Below are 22661 nucleotides of genomic sequence, written 5' to 3'. Positions count from 1 at the left end.
CGCGGCGAGAGGGGTCGCCTCAACCGCCTCGACCTACAACTGGCGTTGACCAAGAAAGGTGGAGTGCGTCGCCACCGACCCCACCCGACCCTGCGGGCCACCCTCCCCTCAAGGGGGAGGATCACTCAAACACGATGTTCGGCACGGCGGCTTCGGCCGCGCCGCGTTCTTCTTTGACCCGGCCCCAGACGTTCGCGGCGATGTCGCGGTAGATCTTGGCCTCGGCGCTGTCGGGCTTGGAGACCACCACCGGCGTGCCGGCATCCGAGCTTTCGCGGATGCCCATTTCGAGCGGCACTTCACCGAGGAAGGAGACGCCGAGACGCTCGGCCTCGCGGCGCGCGCCGCCATGGCCGAAGATGTCGTAGCGCTTGCCGGTGTCGGGGGCGAGGAAATAGCTCATATTCTCGACGATGCCCAACACCGGCACGTCGACCTTCCTGAACATGTTGAGGCCTTTTCGCGCATCGATCAGGGCCAGATCCTGCGGCGTCGAGACGATGACGGCGCCGGCCAGCGGCACCTGCTGGGCCATGGTCAGCTGCGCGTCGCCGGTGCCGGGCGGCATGTCGACGACGAGCACGTCGAGCGGACCCCATTCGACCTCGCGCAGCATTTGCGTCAATGCCGACATCACCATCGGCCCGCGCCAGATCATTGGCGTTTCCTCGTCGACGAGGAAGCCCATCGACATCACCTTCAGGCCGTAGTTCTCCATCGGTCTCAGGACCTTGCCGTCGACGGTCTGCGGCCGGCCATGGATGTTGAGCAGCCGCGGCATCGACGGGCCGTAGATGTCGGCGTCGAGCACGCCGACCCTCAGGCCGTTGGCGGCGAGGCCAAGCGCGATGTTGACGGCAGTGGTCGACTTGCCGACGCCGCCCTTGCCGGAAGCGACAGCGATGATCGCCTCGATGCCGGGCACGCCGCGCTTGCCCTGACTGTGCGAGGCTGGAGCGTGCGGAGCCGGACGTGGCGCGGCAGCGGGTGCGGCCGGCGGTACGGGCCTGGGGGCAGGCCTTTGCGGCACCGGAGCTTCCATGCCGCCACCCTTCTTTTCCGCCGTCAGCGCGACCACGGCTCCGGCGACACCCGGGATCGCCTTGACGACACGCTCGGCGGCGGCACGCAGCGGCTCCATCTCCTTGGCCCGGGCAGCCGGCACGGTGATCGAAAAGAAAACCTTGGCATCGGCAATGAAAATCTCGGAGACCATGCCGAGGTCGACGATGTTGCCGGTGAAGTCCGGTCCATTGACCGTCTTCAGGCGCTCGATGACGATTTCCTTGGTGACGTTTTCCTGGACGGCGGGCATCAGCTTTTCCTCTGCTTTTCGCCTGAGATAGTGCAGTTCCCGAACAGAACCAAGCGGCGGAACGACACGCACGGGCGTGGCTGCAAAGACTTGCGTCCGTTTGTCGGTCTTGCAGAGGACGAAACGTCTTTAGGGAAGAGGCACGCCGATCGCACAGGCTGCGGTCGCCGGAAAACGAAGCAGCCCTATCTTTGCAGGCTTCGGACGTGCTCGCCCGCAAGCAAAGGAGACCAATCATGCTCGCAAACAGCAACGCAACGGCCAATCTCGCGGTGAAGGACCTGGCCAGGGCCAAGGCCTTCTATGAAGACGTTCTGGGGCTGACGGAGGTTCACAACGAGGGTGGCGAACTGATCGTCTACAAATGCGGCGACACCAGCATCAATGTCTATCGCTCGAACTTCGCCGGAACCAACAAGGCGACGGCGGTGACCTGGATGGTCGGCGACGAGATCGAAAAGATTGTCGGCGCGCTAAGGTCGAAAGGTGTTGTTTTCGAACATTACGATATGCCTCACACGACGATCGAGGGCGACATCCACGTCGGTCACGGCATGAAGGTCGCCTGGTTCAAGGATCCCGACGGCAACATCCTGAACCTTGTGGACAGGTAGAACCTTTTGGACCGTTAGACTGGACGGCGGCGAAGCTTCGGCCGCAATGAGGATTCGCCAGGCAAAAACAGCACGCATCTGGCGCAGCCTCACTCGGCCGGGTAGCGTCCGCTCATGATCGACAAGCTGGAATTCTTCATCGCGCTGGCCAGGGAGGAGCATTTCGGCCGGGCAGCGGAGGTGTGCGGCGTCACCCAGCCGACGCTTTCGGCCGGCATCAAGCAGCTGGAAGGCCAGCTCGGCGTGATGCTGGTTCTGCGCGGCTCGCGCTTCCAGGGGCTGACGCCGGAGGGAGAACAGGTGCTGGCGTGGGCGCGCCGCATCGTCGGCGATACCCGCACCATGCGCGAGGAGATGCGGGCGGCGCGTCACGGCCTTTCGGGGCGCATCCGCATCGCCGCCATCCCAACGGCGCTGGCCATGGTGGCGCGGCTGACGACACCCTTTCGGACAAAACATCCCGGCGTCACCTTCTCGGTGCTGTCGCGCACGTCGATCGAGGTGCTGTCGCTGCTCGGCAATTTCGACATCGACGCCGGCATCACCTATCTCGACAACGAGCCGCTGGGGCGGGTGACCAGCGTGCCGCTCTATGACGAGCGCTACCAGCTGATCACCGCGATCGGAAACCCCTATTCCGACCGCGACAAAGTGACATGGGCGGAGCTCAGCCAGCTGCCGCTCTGCCTGTTGACGCCGGACATGCAGAACCGCCGCATCATCGACCAGCATTTGGCCGAAGCCGGCACGCAGGTGCGGCCGACACTCGAATCCAATTCGATGATCGTGCTGTTCTCGCATATCCGTACCGGGAAATGGTCGTCGATCATGCCGCTCAACCTCTCGGAAACATTCGGCTTTTCCGAGCCGATCCGGGCCATTCCGATCGTCGAGCCGGACGCCAGCCACACCGTCGGGCTGGTGGCGACGCTGCGCGAGCCACACACCCCGCTGGTCTCGGCGCTGCTGGACGAGGCAATGGCGCTGGCAGACGATTTCCGCGCCCGCCACTGAGCTAGAGATTGCAGGCTGGGCGGCAGCGATAGAAGATTTCTATCGAGCAACGGATCAGCTTTATTGATTTAGCGGGTTTCCTCCGATTTCCTAGGCACTTAGCGGATTACTACGACCAGGGAGGGCGCTGCATGATCATGCAGCCTGCAAGTACCGAGATCGCGTCGCGCACGGCGGCGATCGTCCAGGAGCTGAAGGGCCTCGAAGGCCCGCTGTTGCCGATCCTCCACGGCATCCAGGAAGAGTTCGGCCATGTGCCGCAGGACGCACTGCCGGTCATCGCCGAAGCGCTGAACATCTCCAAGGCGGAGGTGCACGGCGTCGTCACCTTCTACCACGATTACCGCAGCCGGCCGGCCGGCCGGCATGTGCTGAAGCTCTGCCAGGCCGAAGCCTGCCAGTCGATGGGCTCGGACGCGATTGCCGCCAAGCTCAAGCAATTGCTGGGCATCGGCTTCCACGAGACGGCCCGCGACGGTTCGGTGACGCTGGAGCCGGTCTATTGCCTCGGCCTTTGCGCCTGCGCGCCATCGGCGATGCTGGACGGCGAGGTGATCGGCCGGCTCGATGACGAAAAGCTCGACGAGATCGTTGCCGAGGTGCGCTCATGATCCCGCGTATCTACGTTCCCGGCGATTCCGGCGCGCTGGCGCTCGGTGCGGAAAAGGTCGCCAAGGCGATTGAGAAAGAATTGGCCGATCGCGGCATCGAGGCCAAGATCGCGCGCAACGGCTCGCGCGGCGCCTATTTCCTCGAGCCGTTGGTCGAGGTGGCGACAGAAAATGGTCGCGTCGCCTATGGGCCGGTGAAGCCGTCTGAGGTCAAAAGCCTGTTCGACAGCGGCTTCCTCACCGGCGGTCATCACAAACGCTGGCTGGGCGCGCCCGACAAGATCCCGTTCCTGGCCAGGCAGACGCGGCTGACCTTCGCGCGCTGCGGCGTCATCAATCCACTGTCGCTCGATCACTACAAGGCGCATGGCGGGCTGAAGGGCCTGCAGAACGCCGTGGCTATGGCGCCGGCCGAAATCGTCAAACAGGTGACGGAATCAGGCCTGCGCGGTCGCGGTGGCGCCGGCTTCCCGACCGGCATCAAGTGGAAGACGGTGCTCGATACGAGCGCCGACAAAAAGTACATCGTCTGCAATGCCGACGAGGGCGACAGCGCCACCTTCGCCGACCGCATGATCATGGAGGGCGACCCCTTCGTGCTGATCGAAGGCATGGCGATCGCCGGTGTCGCCACCGGCGCAACCAAGGGCTTTGTCTATATCCGCTCGGAATATCCGCATGCGGTGGCGATGATGCAAAAGGCGGTCGAGGCCGCCCGCAAGGCCGGCCTGCTCGGCCTCAACGTGCTGGGCTCGCCCAACGCCTTCGACATGGAAATCCGCGTTGGCGCCGGCGCCTATGTCTGCGGCGAGGAAACCTCGTTGCTCAACAGCCTCGAAGGCAAGCGCGGCGTTGTTCGCGCCAAGCCGCCACTGCCGGCCATCCAGGGCCTGTTCGGCAAGCCGACGGTGATCAACAACGTCATCTCGCTGGCCTCGGTGCCTGTGATCATGGACAAGGGTGCTGCCTTCTACAAGGATTTCGGCATGGGCCGCTCGCGCGGCACTATTCCGATCCAGATCGCCGGCAATGTCAGATATGGCGGCCTGTTCGAGGCGGCGTTCGGCATGACGCTTGGCGAGATCGTCGACGACATCGGCGGCGGCACCGCGACTGGACGGCCGGTCAAGGCGGTGCAGGTCGGCGGCCCTCTGGGTGCCTACTTCCCACGCTCCCTGTTCGACACGCCGTTCGACTACGAAGCCTTCGCCGCCAAGGACGGGCTGATCGGCCACGCCGGCATCACCGTCTTCGACGACACCGCCGACATGCTGAAGCAGGCGCGCTTCGCCATGGAGTTCTGCGCCATCGAGAGCTGCGGCAAGTGCACGCCCTGCCGCATCGGCTCGACACGCGGCGTCGAGACGATCGACAAGATCGCCAGGGGTATCGAGCCGGAAAAGCAGATCGAGCTGGTGACGGACCTCTGCAACACGATGAAGTTCGGTTCGCTCTGCGCGCTGGGTGGCTTCACGCCTTATCCGGTGATGAGCGCAATCAACCACTTCCGCGAAGATTTCAAGCCGGCGCCAGTCGCCGAAGCAGCAGAATAGGAACCTCGCGATGGGTCTCATTCAGGAAATCGACTACGGCACGCCGGCCTCGACGTCCGAGAAGCAGGTGACGCTGACCGTCGACGGCTTCACCGTCACCGTGCCGGAAGGCACATCGATCATGCGCGCCTCGATGGAGGCCGGCATTGCCATCCCGAAACTTTGCGCCACCGATATGGTCGACGCCTTCGGCTCCTGCCGGCTCTGCCTGGTCGAGATCGACGGCCGCAACGGCACGCCCTCCTCCTGCACGACGCCGGTGGCGCCGGGCATGGTCGTGCACACCCAGACCGGTCGGCTGAAGGACATCCGCCGCGGCGTGATGGAGCTCTACATTTCCGACCATCCGCTCGACTGCCTGACCTGTGCGGCCAATGGCGACTGCGAATTGCAGACGCAGGCCGGCGTCGTCGGCCTGCGCGACGTGCGCTACGGCTATGAGGGCGACAACCACGTCTTCAAGAAGAACGACGGCGCCGAAAACTTCAAATGGATGGCGAAGGACGAGTCCAACCCATACTTCACCTATGATCCATCGAAATGCATCGTCTGCTCGCGCTGTGTGCGCGCCTGCGAGGAGGTGCAAGGCACATTCGCGCTGACCATCGAGGGCCGCGGCTTCGAAAGCCGTGTGTCGCCCGGCATGCACCAGCTTTTCATCGACAGCGAGTGCGTGTCCTGCGGCGCCTGTGTGCAGGCCTGCCCGACGGCGACGCTTTCCGAGAAATCGGTGATCAAGATCGGCCAGCCCGAGCATTCGGTCGTCACCACCTGCGCCTATTGCGGCGTCGGCTGCTCGTTCAAGGCCGAAATGCGCGGCGACGAGCTGGTGCGCATGGTGCCCTACAAGGACGGCAAGGCGAACCGTGGCCATAGCTGCGTCAAGGGCCGTTTTGCCTACGGCTACTCGACCCACAAGGAGCGCATCCTCAATCCGATGATCCGCGAAAAGGTCACCGATCCATGGCGCGAGGTGTCGTGGGAGGAAGCGCTGACCCACACCGCCAACGAGTTCCGCCGCATCCAGTACCAGTATGGCCGCACCTCGATCGGCGGCATCACCTCGTCGCGCTGCACGAATGAGGAAACCTATCTGGTGCAGAAGCTGATCCGCCAGGGTTTCCGCAACAACAATGTCGATACCTGCGCCCGCGTCTGCCATTCGCCGACCGGCTATGGCCTTGGCCAGACTTTCGGCACTTCGGCCGGCACCCAGGATTTCGACTCGATCGAGCAGACCGATGTGGTGATGATCATCGGCGCCAATCCGACCGACGCACATCCGGTGTTTGCTTCGCGCATGAAGAAGCGGTTGCGCAAGGGCGCAAAGCTGATCGTGCTCGACCCGCGCCGCACCGACATCGTGCGCTCGGCTCATATCGAGGCGCAGCATCATCTGCCGCTGAAGCCGGGCACCAATGTCGCCGTGGTCACCGCGCTTGCCCATGTCATCGTCACCGAAGGCCTGTTCGACGAAGCCTTCATCCGCGAACGCTGCGACTGGGACGAGTTCCAGGATTGGGCGTCGTTCGTGGCGCTGCCGGAAAACAGCCCTGAGGTGGTCGGCCAGCTTGCCAATGTCGATCCAGAAGAGATCCGCAGCGCCGCGCGGCTGTTTGCCACCGGCGGCAATGGCGCGATCTATTACGGCCTCGGCGTGACCGAGCACAGCCAGGGCTCGACCACCGTCATCGCCATCGCCAATCTTGCCATGGCGACCGGCAATATCGGCCGGCCGGGCGTCGGCGTGAACCCGCTGCGCGGCCAGAACAATGTCCAGGGCTCCTGCGACATGGGCTCGTTCCCGCATGAGCTGCCCGGCTATCGCCACGTCTCCGGCGACGCGGTGCGCGATATCTATGAAAGCCTGTGGGGGGTCAAACTCGACGACGAGCCCGGCCTGCGCATCCCCAACATGCTGGACGCCGCCGTCGACGGCTCGTTCAAGGGCCTCTATGTGCAGGGCGAGGACATCCTGCAGTCCGACCCCGACACCAAGCATGTCGCCGCAGGCCTTGCGGCGATGGAATGCGTGGTCGTGCACGATCTCTTCCTCAACGAGACCGCCAACTACGCGCATGTCTTCCTGCCCGGCTCGACATTCCTCGAAAAGGACGGCACCTTCACCAATGCCGAGCGCCGCATCAACCGCGTGCGCAAGGTGATGGCGCCGAAGAACGGGCTGGCCGACTGGGAAGTGACGCAGAAGCTCGCGCAGGCGATGGGGCTTGCCTGGAATTACCAGCATCCGTCCGAAATCATGGACGAGATCGCCAGGACGACGCCGAGCTTCGCCAAGGTCTCCTACGACTATCTGGAAAAGATGGGCTCGGTGCAGTGGCCGTGCAACGAGCAGGCACCGGAAGGCACGCCGATCATGCATATCAGCGGCTTCGTGCGCGGCAAGGGCAAGTTCATCCGCACCGAATATGTGGCGACCGACGAGAGGACGGGACCGCGCTTCCCGCTGCTGCTGACCACCGGCCGCATCCTGTCGCAGTACAATGTCGGCGCGCAGACCAGGCGTACCGACAATGTCATGTGGCACAGCGAGGACCGTCTCGAGATCCACCCGCATGACGCCGAAAACCGCGGTTTGCGCGACGGCGACTGGGTCCGCCTGACCAGCCGCTCCGGCGAGACGACGCTGCGCGCGCTGATCACCGACAAGGTGTCGCCTGGCGTGGTCTATACGACGTTCCACCACCCCGACACGCAGGCCAACGTGATCACCACCGACTTCTCCGACTGGGCGACCAACTGCCCGGAATACAAGGTGACGGCGGTGCAGGTCGGCGCCTCCAACGGGCCGTCGGAATGGCAGCGCGACTATGACGAGCAGGCCCGCAACAGCCGTCGCATCGCGACCTTGGAAGCAGCGGAGTAATCGTGCCGAGGCATTCGACCGAAAGCGCTTCAATCTTGACGGTTGGTCGACCCCCACTCCGTCGAGCTTCGCTCGACACCTCTCCCCCGATCGACGGGGGAGAGGAAAGCGCGCGAACTCCAGGCTCCCTTCCTCTCCCTCCGGAGGGGGGAGAGGTGGCGCTGCGAAGCAGCGACGGAGTGGGGGATGGCCTAGGAGAGCAACTGTCAATTGAAGGAAGAAACCTTCGACGCTTCCTAAGTAAAATGGCCGGCAGGCCAGAGGGGGGTGCCGCGTGATGCCCAAACGTTGCGGTACGACCCAGATCTCCCGCCTCGCCCACCGCGCCGGCGGCAGTGCGGCCGCCAACCGGATGGTGCCGGAAGAGACGCCGGTGGCGTTCTCCTTTGCCGGCACCACTCACGCGGTGATGATGGCAAGTCCGGCCGATTTCGAGGATTTCGCGCTCGGCTTCTCGCTGACCGAAGGCATCATCGCCGACGGCCGGGAAATCGAGGCGGTCGAGGTCGAGGATCACGGCGCCGGCATCGACATCCAGATCAGGCTGAAGGACCAGGCCAATACGCGCTTCGAGGCGCGGCGCCGACGGCTGGCCGGCCCGGTCGGCTGCGGGCTGTGCGGCATCGAGTCGATCGAGGAGGCGATGCGCTCGGTCGAGGCGGTTGGTTCGTCAAGACTTACACTTGACACCGACGACATCGTCCGTTCGGTCAGGCTTTTGTCGAAAGCGCAGCCGCTTCATGCCGAGACCGGTGCGGTCCATGCCGCCGGTTTTTATATCCCAGGCAAGGGCATCGTCATGGCGCGCGAGGATGTCGGCCGCCACAATGCGCTCGACAAGCTGGCCGGGGCGCTCGCCAAAGCCGGCATCGATGGCTCCTCGGGTGCTGTCGTGGTGACATCGCGCGTTTCGGTCGAGATGGTGCAGAAGACGGCGGCGATCGGCGCTGCGTTCATCATTGCCGTTTCGGCGCCGACGGCACTTGCCATCCGTACCGCCGGGGACGCCGGCATGACGCTGGTGGCTTTGGTGCGCGGCGATGATTTCGATATTTTTTCCCACCCCGACCGGGTGGCTACCGGAGTTGCCAAGCATGTCGCATGACGAAGGCCACATCATGAGCACCAGCGAAAAGCTGGTCCGCATGGCCAACCAGATTGCCACCTTTTTTCACTCCAAGCCGCGCGAGGAAGGCGTTGCCGGCGTCGCCGAGCACATCAACAAATTCTGGGAGCCGAGGATGCGGCGGCAACTGTTCGAGATGCTGGACGATGGTGGCGAAGGCTTCAACGAGCTTGTCGTGGCCGCCTCGGCAAGGATCAAGCGGCCGGCCGCATCGGAAGCAGCGGGCTTCGGCGCCAATGCCGGGGGCGTCGTTCCAAGCGGCAAGGGCCTTGGGGCCGGTGAGTCGAATACCGGGATCGCCGCTTCGCAGAAGTAGGCCCGGTGCTGCCCCTCATCCGGCCCTTCGGGCCACCTTCTCCCCGTCAACGGGGAGAAGAAAAAGGCGCTACCCGTGCGCCACCATCACATGGCGCACGGCGGTATAATCCTCCAGCGCATAGAGCGACATGTCCTTGCCGTAGCCGGACTGCTTCAGCCCGCCATGCGGCATCTCGTTGGTCAGCATGAAGTGGGTGTTGATCCAGGTGCAGCCATATTGCAGCCGGGCGGCCGTCGCCATGGCGCGCGAGACATCCTTGGTCCACACCGAGGACGCAAGGCCATAGTCGCTGTCATTGGCCCAGTTCACCGCCTCGTCGACCTCGGCAAAGCGGGTGACGGAGACAACCGGCCCGAACACTTCGCGACGCACGATCTCGTCCTCCTGCAGCGCGCCGGCGACGACGGTCGGCTGATAGAAGAAGCCAGTGCCCTCGCCCGGCTTGCCGCCGGTGGTGATCTCGATGTGCTTAAGCTCCGAGGCGCGCTCGACGAAACTCGAGACGCGGTCGCGCTGGCGCCGTGAGATCAACGGTCCGATCTCGTTTTCGGTGTCGTCGGGGCGGTTGTATTTGATGGTCGAGACGGCGGAGGAAAGGTCGGCGACGAGCTTGTCGTAGACCTTCTTGCCGGCATAAATGCGGCAGGCGGCGGTGCAGTCCTGGCCGGCATTGTAATAGCCGAAGGCGCGCAGGCCATTGACCACCGCGCCGAGATCGGCGTCGTCGAAGACGATGACCGGAGCCTTGCCGCCTAGTTCGAGATGCGTGCGCTTGACCGATTTGGCGGCGGCCTGCAGCACCTTCTTGCCGGTGGCGACATCGCCGGTGATCGAGATCATATTGATTTTCGGGTGGTTGATCAGCGTGTTGCCGACGCTGTCGCCTCTGCCGAGCACGACGTTGACGACGCCCTCGGGCAGTATCTCGGCAAGGATTTTTGCCAGCTTCAGCGCTGTCAGCGGCGTCTGCTCGGACGGCTTGAAGACGACCGTGTTGCCGCCGGCAATCGCCGGCGCCAGCTTCCAGGCCATCATCATCAGTGGGTAGTTCCACGGCGCGATCGAGGCGACGACGCCGATGGCGTCGCGGCGGACCATCGAAGTGTGGCCGGGAATGTATTCACCGGCGACCTGGCCGGGCATCGAGCGGACAGCGCCGGCAAAGAAGCGGTAGCAGTCGACGATCGCCGGGATTTCGTCGTTGAGCACGGCATTGATCGGCTTGCCGCAATTGAGCGCCTCGAGGGCGGCGAAATCTTGTGCCGCGGCCTCGATGCGATCGGCGATCTTCAGGAGATAACCGGAGCGCTGCGCCGGCGTCGTGCGCGACCAGGTGACGAAGGCTTTTTCGGCCGCCAGCACCGCCGCCTCGATCTGCGCCTGGCTGGCTTCAGGCAGGTTGAGGATAGTCGCCCCGGTCTTCGGATTGAGGATCGGCTCCTCGGTCTCGGTGCCCTTCTCGAATTTCGAGCCGATCAGCATCTTTGTGTCCATGGCAGTCTCTCCCTTATGGATTCTGGACGTCATTTGCCCGAACCAGCGATCTGGTCGCCGTCGCGGGTCAGGTAATAGGCGACGAGGATGGGCAGCAGCGTCACCAGCACGACGACCATGGCCACGACGTTGGTGACCGGGCGCTGGCGCGGACGGATCAGCTCTTCCAGCATCCAGATCGGCAGCGTCTGCTGCTGGCCGGCGGTGAAGGTGGTGACGATGACCTCGTCAAACGACAGCGCAAAGGCAAGCATGCCGCCGGCAAGCAGCGCGGTGGCGATGTTGGGCAGCACGACATGCCGAAACGTCTGGAAGCCGTCGGCGCCGAGGTCCATCGACGCCTCGATCATCGAGCCGGAGGTGCGGCGAAAGCGGGCGACGGCGTTGTTGTAGACGACGACGACACAGAAGGTGGCGTGGCCGAGCACGATCGTCCAGAACGAGAACGGAACCTCGGCCAGCGAAAAGGCCGAACGCAGCGCGATGCCGGTGATGATGCCGGGCAGCGCGATCGGCAGGATGACCAGCAGCGAGATGGTTTCGCGGCCAAAGAACCGTGTTCGCGAAACGGCGGCCGCGCAGAGCGTGCCGAGCACCAGGGCGACGAGTGTCGAGATAGCGGCGACACGGACCGATAGCGACAGCGCTTCCCACACGTCCGGGCGGTTCCAGGTGACGGCGAACCATTGCATGGTCAGCCCCGGCGGCGGCCAGGCGAAGCTCTTTTCCTCGGTCGTGAAGGCATAGACGAAGATCAGGAAGATCGGCAGATGCAGGAACAGCAGGCCGCAGGCGGCGGCGACCTTCAAGCCGAGAGGGGCGGTTGGTGAACCATCAGAGCGCATCGAAGGCCCCCATGCGCTTGGCGCCCCAGAGGTAGAAGCCCATGATGACGATCGGCACCACGGTGAAGGCGGCGGCGAGCGGGATGTTGCCGGCGGTGCCCTGCTGCGAATAGACGGCCTGGCCGATGAACAGCCGCGAGGTGCCGATGATCTGCGGGATGATGTAGTCGCCCAGCGTCAGTGAGAAGGTGAAGATCGAGCCGGCGACGATACCCGGCAGCGCCAGCGGGAACAGCACGTTGCGGAAGGTCTGGCCGGGCGAGGCGCCGAGATCGGACGAGGCCTCGACCAGATTGCCCGGCACGCGCTCAAGCGCCGCCTGCACCGGCAGGATCATGAACGGCAGCCAGACGTAGACGAAGACGATGAAGGTGCCGGTGGACGACACCGACAGCGAGTTGCCGCCGACGACCGGCAGCGACAGCCAGCCATCGAGCAGCCATAGCAGATGCAGCTTGGCGAGCAGCCAGGTGAGAATGCCTTCCTTGGCGAGAATGAGCTTCCAGGCGTAGATCTTGACCAGATAGCTCGACCACAGCGGCAGCATCACGCCGAGATAGAACAGCGCCTTCCAGCGGCCGCGCGCATAGCGGGCCGCGTAATAGGCGATGGGAAAGGCGATGGTCGCCGAGGCGAGCGTGACCAGGGCCGCCATCGTCACCGTGCGCAGGATGATGTCGAGATTGGCGGCCTGCAGCAGGTCGCCATAGGTCTTCAGCGTGAACTGCCGGTTGATGAGGCCGGAGAATTCGTCGATCGAGAAAAAACTCTGCAAGAGCAGCGCGAACAGCGAGCCGACATAGACGATGCCGAGCCACAGCACCGGCGGCAGCAGCATCAACAGCAGCAGCAGCTTCGGCTTGCGCCAGAACAAGTCGGACAGGGCGCCGTGCACGCCGCCGCTTCCCGGCAGGATGGCGGGAGCGGGATTGGAATTGAGCACGGCGATTGTCATGACGCCGCTCTGTCTTGGCGGAGGATATATGAGAGACCGCGATCCTTCGCGCCGTGAAGCGCCTTGCCTCGGCTATTAGCCACAATTGCCGAAACCTTCATCATCCCGGCTCGTCCATCAGATGCAAATGCTCGCGGTTGAAGGTGAGCACGACAGCCTCGCCTTCGCTGGGCAATTTCGCACCGGCCGGCACAATGGCATGCAATCTCAACCCGTCGGCGTCGAGCGCCAGTCTGGTCGTGGCGCCGAGATAATTGGTCGAGACGAGGCGAGCGGCAACGCCGTCGCCCTTGGCTGCCTGGCCGATGCGAATGGATTCAGGGCGCAGGCTGCCCCAGCGATGCTGGCCGGAATAGCGCTGAACGAAATCCGGCGGCAGCACATTGGACGAGCCGACGAAATCGGCGACGAAGCGCGTCCTCGGCCGCTGGTAGATGTCCTCCGGCGTGCCGATCTGCATGATCTTGCCGTCGTTGAAGACGGCGACGCGGTCGGCCATCGACAGCGCCTCGCCCTGGTCGTGGGTGACGAAGATGAAGGTGATGCCGAGCGCCTTCTGCAGCGACTTCAGCTCCTCCTGCATGTTTTCGCGGAGCTTGAGGTCGAGCGCGCCAAGCGGCTCGTCGAGCAGAAGCACCTTCGGCTGGTTGACCAGCGCGCGGGCGAGCGCGACGCGCTGGCGCTGTCCGCCGGAAAGCTGGCTCGGGCGGCGGGCGCCGTAGCCGGGAAGCCGGACCAGCGACAATGCTTCCTCGGCCGCCTTCTGCCGTTCGGGCTTGCCGACACCCTTGACCATCAGCCCGTAGGCGACGTTTTCGAGCACGTTCAGATGCGGGAACAGCGCGTAGTCCTGAAACACGGTGTTGACGTTTCGGCGATAGGGCGGAACGCCTTCGGCGCGTTCTCCGAAGATGGAGATCGAGCCCGATGTCGGCTGCTCGAAGCCGGCGATCAAGCGCAGGCAGGTCGTCTTGCCGGAACCCGAAGGTCCAAGCATGGCGAAGAACTCGCCCGGCACGATGTCGAGATCGACCATGTCGACGGCGCGCACGCTGCCGAAATGGCGCGAGACTTTTTGGAACGAAACGGCTGATGTCATGGCTGTCCTGATCTGCCAGGCTCGTCAATTCAGACGACAGCGCTGCCCCTCATCCGCCTGCCGGCACCTTCTCCCCGTATAGAGACGGGGAGAAGGGGCTAGCCGCAACGCTCGCGATCCCCTCTCCCCGTTGTTCACGGGGAGAGGGTAAGGGTGAGGGGCAGCGCCAACTTGCGAGCAATGCGAAACGAACTCACCGTCCGCCGATGACGCCGATATAGTCCGACACCCAGCGATAGTAAGGCACGCACTGGTCCTGGGTGGCGCATTTCGATACCGGCGTCTTCCAGAACTTGATCTTTTCGAAATTGTCGTAGCCGTTGGTCTTGCAGCCTTCGTCGCCGAGCAATTCGTTGCCCTTGCAGGCAGCCGGCACCACCGGCAGCGAACCGAACCAGGCGGAGACATCGCCCTGCACTTTCGGTGACAGCGAGTGCTCCATCCACATATAGGCGCAGTTCGGGTGGGCTGCGTCGGCTGCCAGCATGGTCGTGTCGGCCCAGCCGGTCACGCCTTCCTGGGGGATGGTCGAAGCGACCGGCTTCTTGGCAGCAACCAGTGTGTTGACCTGATAGGGCCATGAACCGGAGGCAACGACGCCTTCGTTCTGGAAGTCGTCGACCTGGATGGCGGCGTCATGCCAGTAGCGTCCGACCAGCGTGCGCTGGACGCGCAGCAGATCGAGGGCGGCCTTGTACTGATCTTCGGTCAGCTCGTAGGGATCCTTGATGCCGAGCTCCGGCTTGTGGGACATCAGATAGTTGGCCGCATCGGCGATGTGGATCGGCCCGTCATAGGCCTGGACGCGGCCCTTGTTCGACTTGCCGTCGGGCAAGGTCATCTCCTCGAAGACGACGTTCCAGCTCTTCGGCGCTTCCTTGAACACCTCGGTGTTGTACATCAGCACGTTCGGCCCCCACTGGTAGGGGGCGCCGTAGTGGACGCCGCCGACCGTGAACCACGGCGCATCCTTCAGCCGGTCGTCGACCGTGTTCCAGCTCGGGATGAGATCAGTGTTGATCGGCTGGACCCGCTTGCCGGCGACAAGGCGCAACGACGCGTCGCCCGAGGCAGTAACAAGGTCGAAGCCGCCCTCATTCATCAGCGCGACCATCTCGTCGGAGGTGTTGGCGGTCTTGATATTGACCTTGCAGCCTGTGGTCTTCTCGAAAGACGTGACCCAATCATAGTTCTTGTCGGTTTCGCCGCGTTCGATGTAGCCGGGCCAGGCGACAATATTGACCTGGCCTTCGCCCTTGCCAAGTTCCTTAACCTGGGCGATCGCCTGGCCGGAGAAGGCCAGCGCGACCGTCAATGCAGTGCATGACTTCAGGAATGAATTCATCGTCGATCTCCCATCTGAGGGGCCGCACTCTCGCGGCGGCTTGGTCCCTGATTGTCAAAGTGCTGTGAAATTTCCGGTTTCGCAAATTCATTTGTCAGAAAGGCGATATCGGTTTTTCCGATAGGTCAGCGGCCGTTCTTGTCCAGCCGCTGCCGAACCATGCGCTGCGACTGGGCAAGCCCGATGAAGTCGCGCGCCGCCTGCGACAGGCCGGAGCCGCGCCGCCAGACCGTGCCGACCTGGACAACCGGCAACGAGCCCGAAATGTCGCGCGATTCGATGCGGTCGCCTTCCAGCGACCATGGCCGGTAGACGAGGTCGGGCAGCAGCGCCACGCCGGCGCCGGTGGCGACGAGGCTGCGCACCGCTTCGACCGAGCGGGTGCGGAAGGCGACATGCGGCTTGGCGGCGATCGCCGCCAGCAATTTTCCGGTATTCTCTTCGATCTCGTCGACGGTCAGCATGATCAGCGGCTCCGAGGCGATATCGCTGATGCCGATGATGTCGGCGCTGGACAGCGGATGGCCAAGCGGCAGCCATAGCCGGTAGGGCGAGACTTCTAGAATTTCCGATTGCAGGGCGGTGCGGTCGCGCAGGTTCGAGGTGACCATGACGGCGATGTCGAGCTTGCCGCCGATCAGCAGATGTTCGAGGTAGTCACCATTGTCCTCGATGGCCGAGATCTCGACGCCCGGATAGGCGCGGCGATAGCGGGCGAGAAGGTCGGACAGCACATAGCCGGCAACCAGCGAGGTGACGCCGAGTTGCAGCCGGCCGCCAGCCGCCGCTTGCTCGCCGGAGAAGGCGCGGCGCGCATCGGAAACATCGGCAAGGATCTTTGTCGCGTGGCGCAGGAACTGGTGGCCCTTGTGGGTGATGTTGAGGCCGCGCGGATGGCGCTCGAACAGTTCGACGCCGAGATCGCCTTCGAGCTCCTTGATCGCCTCGGTGACCGACGATTGCGAGATGGACAGGTTTTGGGCGGCGCCAGACACGGTGCCTTGCTCGGCGACGGCGATGAAGAACTGCAATTGGCGGATGGTGAAGGCCATCGCCGGACTAAACACCGGGACGGCAAGGAAGAAAAGCCGCCGATCCCAGGCTCACCGCATTACTGCTCTGGCCAGGTCAGGTCCCGCTTTCGCTGCCGGCAATGCTGAGCCGTGCGCCAGCCTGGGCAAGGGCTGCGGCGATGGCGTGCGGCGGGGGCCGATCGGTGACGAGTTCGGAAAAACCGTCGAGGCCGCAGACCTGGACCAGGCCCTGGCGGCCGAACTTGGTGTGGTCGGTGATCACGAGCGAGCGCTGGCCGCGCGACAGCACCATGCGGGCGAATTCCGCCTCGTCCAGATCATAGTCCATCACGCCGGTGATGGCATCGACCGCGCCGGTGGAGATCACAGCGTGGCTGACGGAAAAGCGGCTGACGAATGCAATGGCCGAGACGCCGAAGGCAGCGCCCGAATCGCTGCGCAGTTCGCCGCCGGCCATATAGACCTTGTTGCCGTTGACGGTGGCCAGCGTGCGGGCGATGTCGGAGGAGTTGGTGACCACCGTCAACCGTCGGTGACCGAGCAGTTCGCGGGCCAGGAAAGAGGTCGTGGTGCCGGTGTCGAGCATGATCGCTTCGCCGTCGCGGATGGTGGCGGCAACCATGCGGGCGATGGCGCGCTTGGCATCGGCATTCTCGCGCATACGCCGCTCGAACGGCGCCTCGCCGGCCATCGACGGCAGGCCGACGGCGCCATGCATCTTCAGGATCGAACCGTCACTGGTCAGCGGCTTGACGTCGCGGCGCACGGTCTCCAGCGAGACGCCCAGCCGGTCGGCCAGGCTGGCGATGGTGACGGTGCCTTCCTCATGGAGGAGACGCAGGATCTCGCCATGCCGCTTCGAGGGCATCGGTCTCACCCAATCGGTTTGTTGCGCTACTGACCGCTTCTAAGGCAAATCGGCCACAGTTTACAAGAAAACCTTGTGATTTCGGGCAAAAAGCCACAAGTTGTCGTTGACAAGCCGGATCACATGGCGCGACACTGGCTTGTGACAGGCTTCGGAACTGCCACGGGAGAACGATGGCAGAGCCGCACCAAAATTCGCCTGCCCGAACGTCCGGGAAATCGTCTGACGTAAGGGAAAAGGACTTTTTTGAATCCGCGGGGGCGGATGCCGGAGTCAAAGAACCCGGCACTGGGGCTCGTCGGTGCGGTGCGGGATACCGATCCCGGGATCCCGCACCGACGAGGACTTCGCATTGCTCCCTCCTGCCGGCCGCCCTCTTTGCGTCGCCCGCGACGCCTTGAACCCCGCGCAACGAGGGCTTCACCTGTGACCACCGAGGACCGCATCCGCGCCCTGCCCTGCTGGACCGGCAGCGTCGAGATCGCGCCGCTGCCGGGCGGCCTGAGCAACGCCAACTATCTGGTCAAGGACGCCGCCGGGCGGCATGTCGTGCGCTTTGGCCAGGACTTTCCATTCCATCACGTCTTTCGCGAGCGCGAGGTGATGACCGCGCGCGCGGCGCATGCCGCCGGCTTCGCGCCTGCCGTCCGCCATTCCGAGCCCGGCATCCTGGTAACGGAATTTCTCGGCGCCAAGACCTATGTCGCGGAAGACGTCCGCGCCAACATCGACCGCGTCGCCGCCCTGATGCGCGGCTTCCATCGCGAGATGCCCAATCATGTCTCCGGCGCCGGCTTCATGTTCTGGGTATTCCATGTCATCCGCGACTATGCGCGCACGCTGGAGGAAGCCGACAGCCGCATGCGAAGCGAGTTGCCGCGGCTGCTGACGCTTGCAGACGAGCTCGAACGGGCGCAGAAATTGCTGCCGATCGTCTTTGGTCATAATGACCTTCTGCCGGCTAATATTCTCGATGACGGCCACCGGCTGTGGCTGATCGATTTCGAATATGCCGGCTTCAACACGGCAATGTTCGACCTCGCCGGCGTTGCCTCGAACGCCACCATGAACGACGAGGAGTCCTTCGCCTTCCTGACCGCCTATTTCATGAAGGAGCCGGACGAGGCGATCCGCCGCTCGCATGCGGCCATGCAATGCGCATCGCTGCTGCGCGAGGCAATGTGGAGCATGGTTTCCGAACTTTATCTCGACGCGCCCGGCATCGACTACGTTGCCTATACCGACGAAAACCTGACGCGGCTCGATGCCGCGCTGGAAAATTACAGAACAAAATACGGACAGATATCATGACCTTGCCCGCCCACGCCGAGATCGTCGTCATCGGCGGCGGCATAATCGGCTGTTCGACGGCTTATCATCTGGCGCGTGACCACAAGGCCGATGTCGTGCTCCTGGAACAGGGCAAACTGACTTCGGGCTCGACATGGCATGCGGCGGGGCTGGTCGGTCAATTGCGGTCTTCGGCCTCGATCACCCGCGTGCTCAAATATTCGGTCGATCTCTACAAGGGACTGGAAGCCGAAACCGGGCTGGCCACCGGCTGGAAGATGACCGGATGCCTCAGGCTCGCCACCAATGCCGACCGCTGGATCGAGTACAAGAGGCTGGCGACGACGGCGAAGAGCTTCGGCATGGACATGCAGTTGCTGTCACCGGCCGAGGTCAAGGCGATGTGGCCGCTGCTGGCAACCGGCGATCTCGTCGGCGCCAACTGGCTGCCGACCGACGGCCAGGCAAACCCTTCCGACATCACGCAGTCGCTGGCCAAAGGCGCGCGCATGCATGGCGCCAGGCTGTTCGAGGATGTCCGCGTCACCGGCTTCGACATGCAGGAGGGCCGTATCACAACGGTAAAGACCAACAGGGGCGATATCGCCTGCGACAAGGTGGTGAACTGTGCCGGGCAATGGGCGCGGCAGGTGGGAGCGCTAGCCGGCATCAACGTGCCGCTGCAGCCGGTGAAGCACCAGTACATCGTCACCGAAAGAATAGACGGGTTGGCGACCGATGCGCCGACGATCCGCGACCCCGACCGCCGCATTTATTTCAAGGAGGAGGTCGGCGGGCTGGTGATGGGCGGCTATGAGCCGAACCCGCAAGCCTGGACGACCGATCTTCCTGGCGGCGATGTCCCTGACGACTGGCAGTTCCGGCTGTTCGACGACGATTACGATCATTTCGAGCAGCATATGAACCAGGCGATCACGCGGGTTCCGGCGCTCGAAACCGTCGGCGTCAAGCAGATGATCAACGGGCCGGAGAGCTTCACGCCGGACGGCAATTTCATTCTTGGCGTGGCACCCGAATGCGCCAACATGTTCGTCGGCGCCGGCTTCAACGCCTTCGGCATCGCGGCAGGCGGCGGCGCCGGCTGGGTGCTGGCGCAGTGGGTGGTCGACGGCGAGGCGCCACTCGACCTGTGGGTGGTCGATATCAGGCGCTTTTCCGACCTTCACCGCGACCGGCAATGGGTCCGCGACCGCACGCTGGAAGCCTATGGCAAGCACTATACGATCGGCTTCCCGCATGAAGAGTATGCCACGGGCCGGCCACGGATCGTGTCGCCACTCTATGAACGGCTGCAAAAGCACCGCGCCGTGTTCGGCTCCAAGCTTGGTTGGGAGCGGCCGAACTGGTTTGCGCCCGAAGGCGTCGAGCCGAAGGACATCTATTCGATGGGCCGGCAGAACTGGTTTTCGCCGGTCGGCGACGAGCACCGGCACGTGCGCGAACACGTGGGCATCTTCGACCAATCGTCCTTCGCCAAATACGAAATGACCGGTGCGGATGCGCTGAAGGCGCTCGACTGGATCTGCGCCAACGACGTCGCCAAGCCGGTCGGCCGGCTGACCTACACGCAGCTTCTCAACACGCGCGGCGGCATCGAGGCCGACCTGACCGTGGCGCGGCTCGGCGAAGACCGATTCTACGTCGTCACCGGCACCGGCTTTAGGACGCATGACTTCTCGTGGATCGGCGACCATGTCGGCAACGAGCTCGACGTGACGCTCACCGATGTCACCGAGGATTTCGGCACGCTGTCGCTGATGGGACCGCGGGCCCGCGACGTGCTGGCTGCGGTGACCGATGCGGACGTGTCGAACACCGCTTTCCCGTTCGGACACGTGCGGGAAATCTCCATCGCCGGCACCACAGTTAGGGCGCTGCGCGTCACCTATGTCGGCGAGCTCGGCTGGGAGCTGCATGTGCCGATCGCGGCGACGGGCGAAATCTTCGACGCCCTGATGGCGGCGGGCGAGGAGCACAGCATCCGCCCGGTCGGCTACAGGGCGCTGGAATCGCTGCGGCTGGAAAAAGGCTACCGCGCCTGGGGCTCCGACATCACGCCCAACGACACGCCGCAGGAGGCCGGCCTTGGCTGGGCGGTGAAGCTTCGCAAGAACACAGATTTTCTCGGGCGGCGGGCGCTGGAAGAGATCGGCGGCGCGGTTCTGAAAAAACGCTTCGCCGGCTTCACCGTCGACGATTGCGAGATCGTGCTGCTCGGGCGCGAAACGATCCTGCGCAACAGCGAGCCGGTCGGCTACCTGACCAGCGGCGGCTATGGCTACACGGTCGGCAAGAACATCGGCTACGGCTATGTGCGCAACGCCGACGGCGTCAGCGACGATTTCCTCACCTGCGGCGACTACGAGCTGGTGGTGGCTATGCAGCGGACGCCGGCAAAAATCCATCTCGAGCCGCTTTACGACCCGGCCGGAGAAAGGATCAGAGCCTAAAGCGCGTCGCGTCTGAACGGATTCATGGGAGGCGCTTTAAGTTCTTGTTTCTATGCATGTCGTTATCGCAAAACCGCTGCGCACTTTTGCGCGACATGTATAAGAGCGGGGATGGTCAGTTCACGCGCAGTACGAGACCGCGGCTGGGCACGGTGTCGGCCTCGCCCGGCATGGAGACATAGGGCGATGTCTCCTCGGCGCGCGTGACGACGCCCTTCGCCTCGAGGTCGGCTATCCCTGCGGAAAAGCCGGCGTCCCACAGGGTGTTCTTGACCGTCAGCACGATTATCCCGCCCGGCCGGCAGATGCGGATCAGTTCGTCCAGCCCCTCAGCGCCGACATGGCCCGAGGTGAAGACGCCGGCCGATATGATGCCGGCATAGGCATCATCCGCGAAGGGCAGCGGGCCGTTGAGCGCCAAGCAGTGAAGCGCCGAATAGACGCCCTTGCGCGCTGCCTGGGCCAGCATGCCTTCGGAAATGTCGAGCGCCTCGACCTGCGGATAGCCCGCGATCTTCAGCCACTCGCCGATGAGCCCGGTGCCGGCACCGGCATCGAGGAGCGGTGCCGCGCCGCGCGGCAGGTGGCGGGCAAGCAGGGCAAGGCAGATGGTCGGATGGCGATAACCGGCCGCCGACATGTCGGCGTCGTAGGTGTCGGACCAGCGGTCGTAGAGCGCCGCCACCTCCTCTGGCCGCTTCGCTGCATAGGCCGCGGCGAGCGCGCCTTTGTTTTTCCTGTCCGCCATTACAGTCTCGTCCGCAAATCAAAGCGCCGCAGCGTTCTTAGCGCGTCCTGCAGGAACGCACGGCGCTGGAGTGAACCGCATGCAAGCGATGATAGCCAAACGGCGAAATTTGTGGAACCGTCGTCACCACAAATAGACGCGAAAAGAGGGCAGAAGCGATGGTGGACGAGGAAGCACGCGCGGCGCTTGCAGCCATTCCGGCGCTGGCCGGCTACGAGGGACCGCTGGAGCGGCTGGGTGGCCTCACCAACCTCGTCTTCAGGGCTGGAGATGCCTGCCTGCGGATTCCCGGCAAGGGCACGCAGGAGTATATCAACCGCGCCAACGAGGCGGTGGCGGCGCGGGAGGCAGCGATGGCCGGCGTCAGCCCCGAGCTGCTGCATGTCGACGGCGAGACAGGCGTGATGTTGACGCGCTTCATCGCGGGCGCCGAGACGATGTCGCCGGATAAATTCAAGACCCGGCCGGGCAGTCCGGCGCGTGCCGGCAAAGCCTTCCGCAGATTGCATACATCCGGCGCGGTGTTTCCCTTCCGCTTCGAGCTGTTTGCGATGATCGACGACTACCTGAAGGTGCTGTCGACCAAGGACGTCGCCCTGCCTGCCGGTTACCACGACGTCGTTATCGAGGCGGAAACCGTGCGCTCGGCGCTTGCCGCGCATCCCCTGCCTCTCGTCGCCTGCCACTGCGATCCGCTGTGCGAAAATTTTCTCGATACCGGCGACAGGATGTGGATCGTCGACTGGGAATATTCCGGCATGAACGATCCGCTCTGGGATCTCGGCGACCTCAGCGTCGAAGGCCAGTTTGATACGGCGCAGGAGGACGAGATGATGGGCGCCTATTTCGGTGGCGAGCCGACGCCGGCGGAGCGCAGCCGCATCGTCATCTACAAGGCGATGTGCGATCTCTTGTGGACGCTGTGGGGACTGATCCAGCTTGCCAACAGCAATCCGGCCGACGATTTCCGCGCCTATGCCGACGGTCGCTTTTCACGCTGCAGGGCGCTGATGGAGACGGCCGACTTCTCAACGCATCTGGCGGCGGTGCGCGCCGGTTAAGTGCCAAAACTC

19 protein-coding genes are annotated in these 22661 nt (G+C 64.0%); 10 read left to right on the top strand and 9 right to left on the bottom strand.

Annotated features, from left to right (window positions below; translation table 11 throughout):
- Positions 1–121: 121 nt before the first annotated feature.
- Positions 122–1315: an Mrp/NBP35 family ATP-binding protein gene (locus tag AC0L2B_RS31660; protein ID WP_473748142.1), complete on the bottom strand. Its 1194-nt coding sequence runs from the start codon at positions 1313–1315 to the stop codon at positions 122–124.
- Between the two features lie 236 nt (positions 1316–1551).
- Between AC0L2B_RS31660 and AC0L2B_RS31655 the strand changes: the two genes are divergently transcribed.
- From AC0L2B_RS31655 to AC0L2B_RS31625, 7 genes are all read left to right on the top strand, one after another.
- Complete coding sequence (locus AC0L2B_RS31655) at positions 1552–1929, top strand: VOC family protein (protein WP_473748141.1); 378 nt, start codon at positions 1552–1554, stop codon at positions 1927–1929.
- 114 nt (positions 1930–2043) lie between these two features.
- Positions 2044–2943: a LysR family transcriptional regulator gene (locus tag AC0L2B_RS31650; protein ID WP_473515072.1), complete on the top strand. Its 900-nt coding sequence runs from the start codon at positions 2044–2046 to the stop codon at positions 2941–2943.
- A gap of 131 nt (positions 2944–3074) precedes the next feature.
- Positions 3075–3554 (top strand): formate dehydrogenase subunit gamma, encoded by a 480-nt coding sequence (locus AC0L2B_RS31645; RefSeq protein ID WP_091592910.1) that lies wholly within the window; start codon positions 3075–3077, stop codon positions 3552–3554.
- Positions 3551–5107 (top strand): formate dehydrogenase beta subunit, encoded by a 1557-nt coding sequence (locus tag AC0L2B_RS31640; protein WP_473748140.1) that lies wholly within the window; start codon positions 3551–3553, stop codon positions 5105–5107. The genes AC0L2B_RS31645 and AC0L2B_RS31640 overlap by 4 nt, the downstream gene beginning before the upstream one ends.
- Positions 5108–5117: 10 nt before the next feature.
- Positions 5118–7994 (top strand): formate dehydrogenase subunit alpha, encoded by a 2877-nt coding sequence (fdhF, locus tag AC0L2B_RS31635; protein ID WP_473748139.1) that lies wholly within the window; start codon positions 5118–5120, stop codon positions 7992–7994.
- Positions 7995–8271: 277 nt separating this feature from the next.
- On the top strand, positions 8272–9099 hold the full coding sequence (gene fdhD, locus AC0L2B_RS31630) for a formate dehydrogenase accessory sulfurtransferase FdhD (RefSeq protein ID WP_473748277.1): 828 nt from the start codon (positions 8272–8274) through the stop codon (positions 9097–9099).
- Complete coding sequence (locus tag AC0L2B_RS31625; RefSeq protein WP_287239181.1) at positions 9089–9436, top strand: formate dehydrogenase subunit delta; 348 nt, start codon at positions 9089–9091, stop codon at positions 9434–9436. The genes fdhD and AC0L2B_RS31625 overlap by 11 nt, the downstream gene beginning before the upstream one ends.
- Before the next feature lie 69 nt (positions 9437–9505).
- Here the strand turns inward: AC0L2B_RS31625 and AC0L2B_RS31620 are convergent, their stop codons facing one another.
- The 7 genes from AC0L2B_RS31620 to AC0L2B_RS31590 form a co-directional block, all read right to left on the bottom strand.
- Positions 9506–10933: a gamma-aminobutyraldehyde dehydrogenase gene (locus AC0L2B_RS31620; protein ID WP_473748138.1), complete on the bottom strand. Its 1428-nt coding sequence runs from the start codon at positions 10931–10933 to the stop codon at positions 9506–9508.
- Between the two features lie 29 nt (positions 10934–10962).
- Positions 10963–11778, bottom strand: a complete 816-nt coding sequence (locus AC0L2B_RS31615; protein WP_128168297.1) for an ABC transporter permease — start codon at positions 11776–11778, stop codon at positions 10963–10965.
- Entirely contained in the window at positions 11768–12733 is a 966-nt protein-coding gene (locus tag AC0L2B_RS31610) for an ABC transporter permease (protein WP_287174104.1), read from the bottom strand. The genes AC0L2B_RS31615 and AC0L2B_RS31610 overlap by 11 nt, the downstream gene beginning before the upstream one ends.
- A 100-nt stretch (positions 12734–12833) precedes the next feature.
- On the bottom strand, positions 12834–13832 hold the full coding sequence (locus AC0L2B_RS31605) for an ABC transporter ATP-binding protein (protein ID WP_473523271.1): 999 nt from the start codon (positions 13830–13832) through the stop codon (positions 12834–12836).
- A gap of 193 nt (positions 13833–14025) precedes the next feature.
- Positions 14026–15177, bottom strand: coding sequence for an ABC transporter substrate-binding protein (locus AC0L2B_RS31600; RefSeq protein ID WP_473748137.1), 1152 nt, complete (start codon positions 15175–15177; stop codon positions 14026–14028).
- 125 nt (positions 15178–15302) lie between these two features.
- Complete coding sequence (locus AC0L2B_RS31595) at positions 15303–16229, bottom strand: LysR family transcriptional regulator (protein WP_473748136.1); 927 nt, start codon at positions 16227–16229, stop codon at positions 15303–15305.
- A 76-nt stretch (positions 16230–16305) separates the two neighbouring features.
- Positions 16306–17079: a DeoR/GlpR family DNA-binding transcription regulator gene (locus AC0L2B_RS31590; protein ID WP_473748135.1), complete on the bottom strand. Its 774-nt coding sequence runs from the start codon at positions 17077–17079 to the stop codon at positions 16306–16308.
- 426 nt (positions 17080–17505) lie between these two features.
- On the opposite strand from AC0L2B_RS31590, the gene AC0L2B_RS31585 reads away from it, so the two are divergent.
- Entirely contained in the window at positions 17506–18390 is an 885-nt protein-coding gene (locus AC0L2B_RS31585; protein WP_287174356.1) for a phosphotransferase family protein, read from the top strand.
- The gene (locus AC0L2B_RS31580) at positions 18387–20840 is read left to right on the top strand and encodes a GcvT family protein (RefSeq protein ID WP_473748134.1); all 2454 of its coding nucleotides are present in this window, start codon (positions 18387–18389) and stop codon (positions 20838–20840) included. Before AC0L2B_RS31585 ends, AC0L2B_RS31580 begins: the two co-directional genes overlap by 4 nt.
- A gap of 115 nt (positions 20841–20955) precedes the next feature.
- Here AC0L2B_RS31580 and AC0L2B_RS31575 read toward each other — a convergent pair whose 3' ends face one another.
- On the bottom strand, positions 20956–21588 hold the full coding sequence (locus tag AC0L2B_RS31575) for a class I SAM-dependent DNA methyltransferase (protein WP_473748133.1): 633 nt from the start codon (positions 21586–21588) through the stop codon (positions 20956–20958).
- A 158-nt stretch (positions 21589–21746) separates the two neighbouring features.
- On the opposite strand from AC0L2B_RS31575, the gene AC0L2B_RS31570 reads away from it, so the two are divergent.
- Positions 21747–22649, top strand: a complete 903-nt coding sequence (locus AC0L2B_RS31570) for a phosphotransferase (RefSeq protein WP_473748132.1) — start codon at positions 21747–21749, stop codon at positions 22647–22649.
- The last annotated feature ends 12 nt before the right edge of the window (positions 22650–22661 follow it).

Source organism: Mesorhizobium sp. WSM4815 (assembly GCF_055811575.1).
The sequence above is the reverse complement of the archived record's forward strand: the minus strand, read 5'-3'. Positions and strand labels throughout refer to the sequence as shown.

Bases quoted from the DNA above. Each gene is read 5' to 3' on its own strand.
- AC0L2B_RS31660 (WP_473748142.1), bottom strand. From the start codon at position 1,315: ATGCCCGCCGTCCAGGAAAACGTCACCAAGGAAATCGTCATCGAGCGC.
- AC0L2B_RS31655 (WP_473748141.1), top strand. From the start codon at position 1,552: ATGCTCGCAAACAGCAACGCAACGGCCAATCTCGCGGTGAAGGACCTG.
- AC0L2B_RS31650 (WP_473515072.1), top strand. From the start codon at position 2,044: ATGATCGACAAGCTGGAATTCTTCATCGCGCTGGCCAGGGAGGAGCAT.
- AC0L2B_RS31645 (WP_091592910.1), top strand. From the start codon at position 3,075: ATGATCATGCAGCCTGCAAGTACCGAGATCGCGTCGCGCACGGCGGCG.
- AC0L2B_RS31640 (WP_473748140.1), top strand. From the start codon at position 3,551: ATGATCCCGCGTATCTACGTTCCCGGCGATTCCGGCGCGCTGGCGCTC.
- fdhF (WP_473748139.1), top strand. From the start codon at position 5,118: ATGGGTCTCATTCAGGAAATCGACTACGGCACGCCGGCCTCGACGTCC.
- fdhD (WP_473748277.1), top strand. From the start codon at position 8,272: ATGCCCAAACGTTGCGGTACGACCCAGATCTCCCGCCTCGCCCACCGC.
- AC0L2B_RS31625 (WP_287239181.1), top strand. From the start codon at position 9,089: ATGTCGCATGACGAAGGCCACATCATGAGCACCAGCGAAAAGCTGGTC.
- AC0L2B_RS31620 (WP_473748138.1), bottom strand. From the start codon at position 10,933: ATGGACACAAAGATGCTGATCGGCTCGAAATTCGAGAAGGGCACCGAG.
- AC0L2B_RS31615 (WP_128168297.1), bottom strand. From the start codon at position 11,778: ATGCGCTCTGATGGTTCACCAACCGCCCCTCTCGGCTTGAAGGTCGCC.
- AC0L2B_RS31610 (WP_287174104.1), bottom strand. From the start codon at position 12,733: ATGACAATCGCCGTGCTCAATTCCAATCCCGCTCCCGCCATCCTGCCG.
- AC0L2B_RS31605 (WP_473523271.1), bottom strand. From the start codon at position 13,832: ATGACATCAGCCGTTTCGTTCCAAAAAGTCTCGCGCCATTTCGGCAGC.
- AC0L2B_RS31600 (WP_473748137.1), bottom strand. From the start codon at position 15,177: ATGAATTCATTCCTGAAGTCATGCACTGCATTGACGGTCGCGCTGGCC.
- AC0L2B_RS31595 (WP_473748136.1), bottom strand. From the start codon at position 16,229: ATGGCCTTCACCATCCGCCAATTGCAGTTCTTCATCGCCGTCGCCGAG.
- AC0L2B_RS31590 (WP_473748135.1), bottom strand. From the start codon at position 17,079: ATGCCCTCGAAGCGGCATGGCGAGATCCTGCGTCTCCTCCATGAGGAA.
- AC0L2B_RS31580 (WP_473748134.1), top strand. From the start codon at position 18,387: ATGACCTTGCCCGCCCACGCCGAGATCGTCGTCATCGGCGGCGGCATA.
- AC0L2B_RS31575 (WP_473748133.1), bottom strand. From the start codon at position 21,588: ATGGCGGACAGGAAAAACAAAGGCGCGCTCGCCGCGGCCTATGCAGCG.
- AC0L2B_RS31570 (WP_473748132.1), top strand. From the start codon at position 21,747: ATGGTGGACGAGGAAGCACGCGCGGCGCTTGCAGCCATTCCGGCGCTG.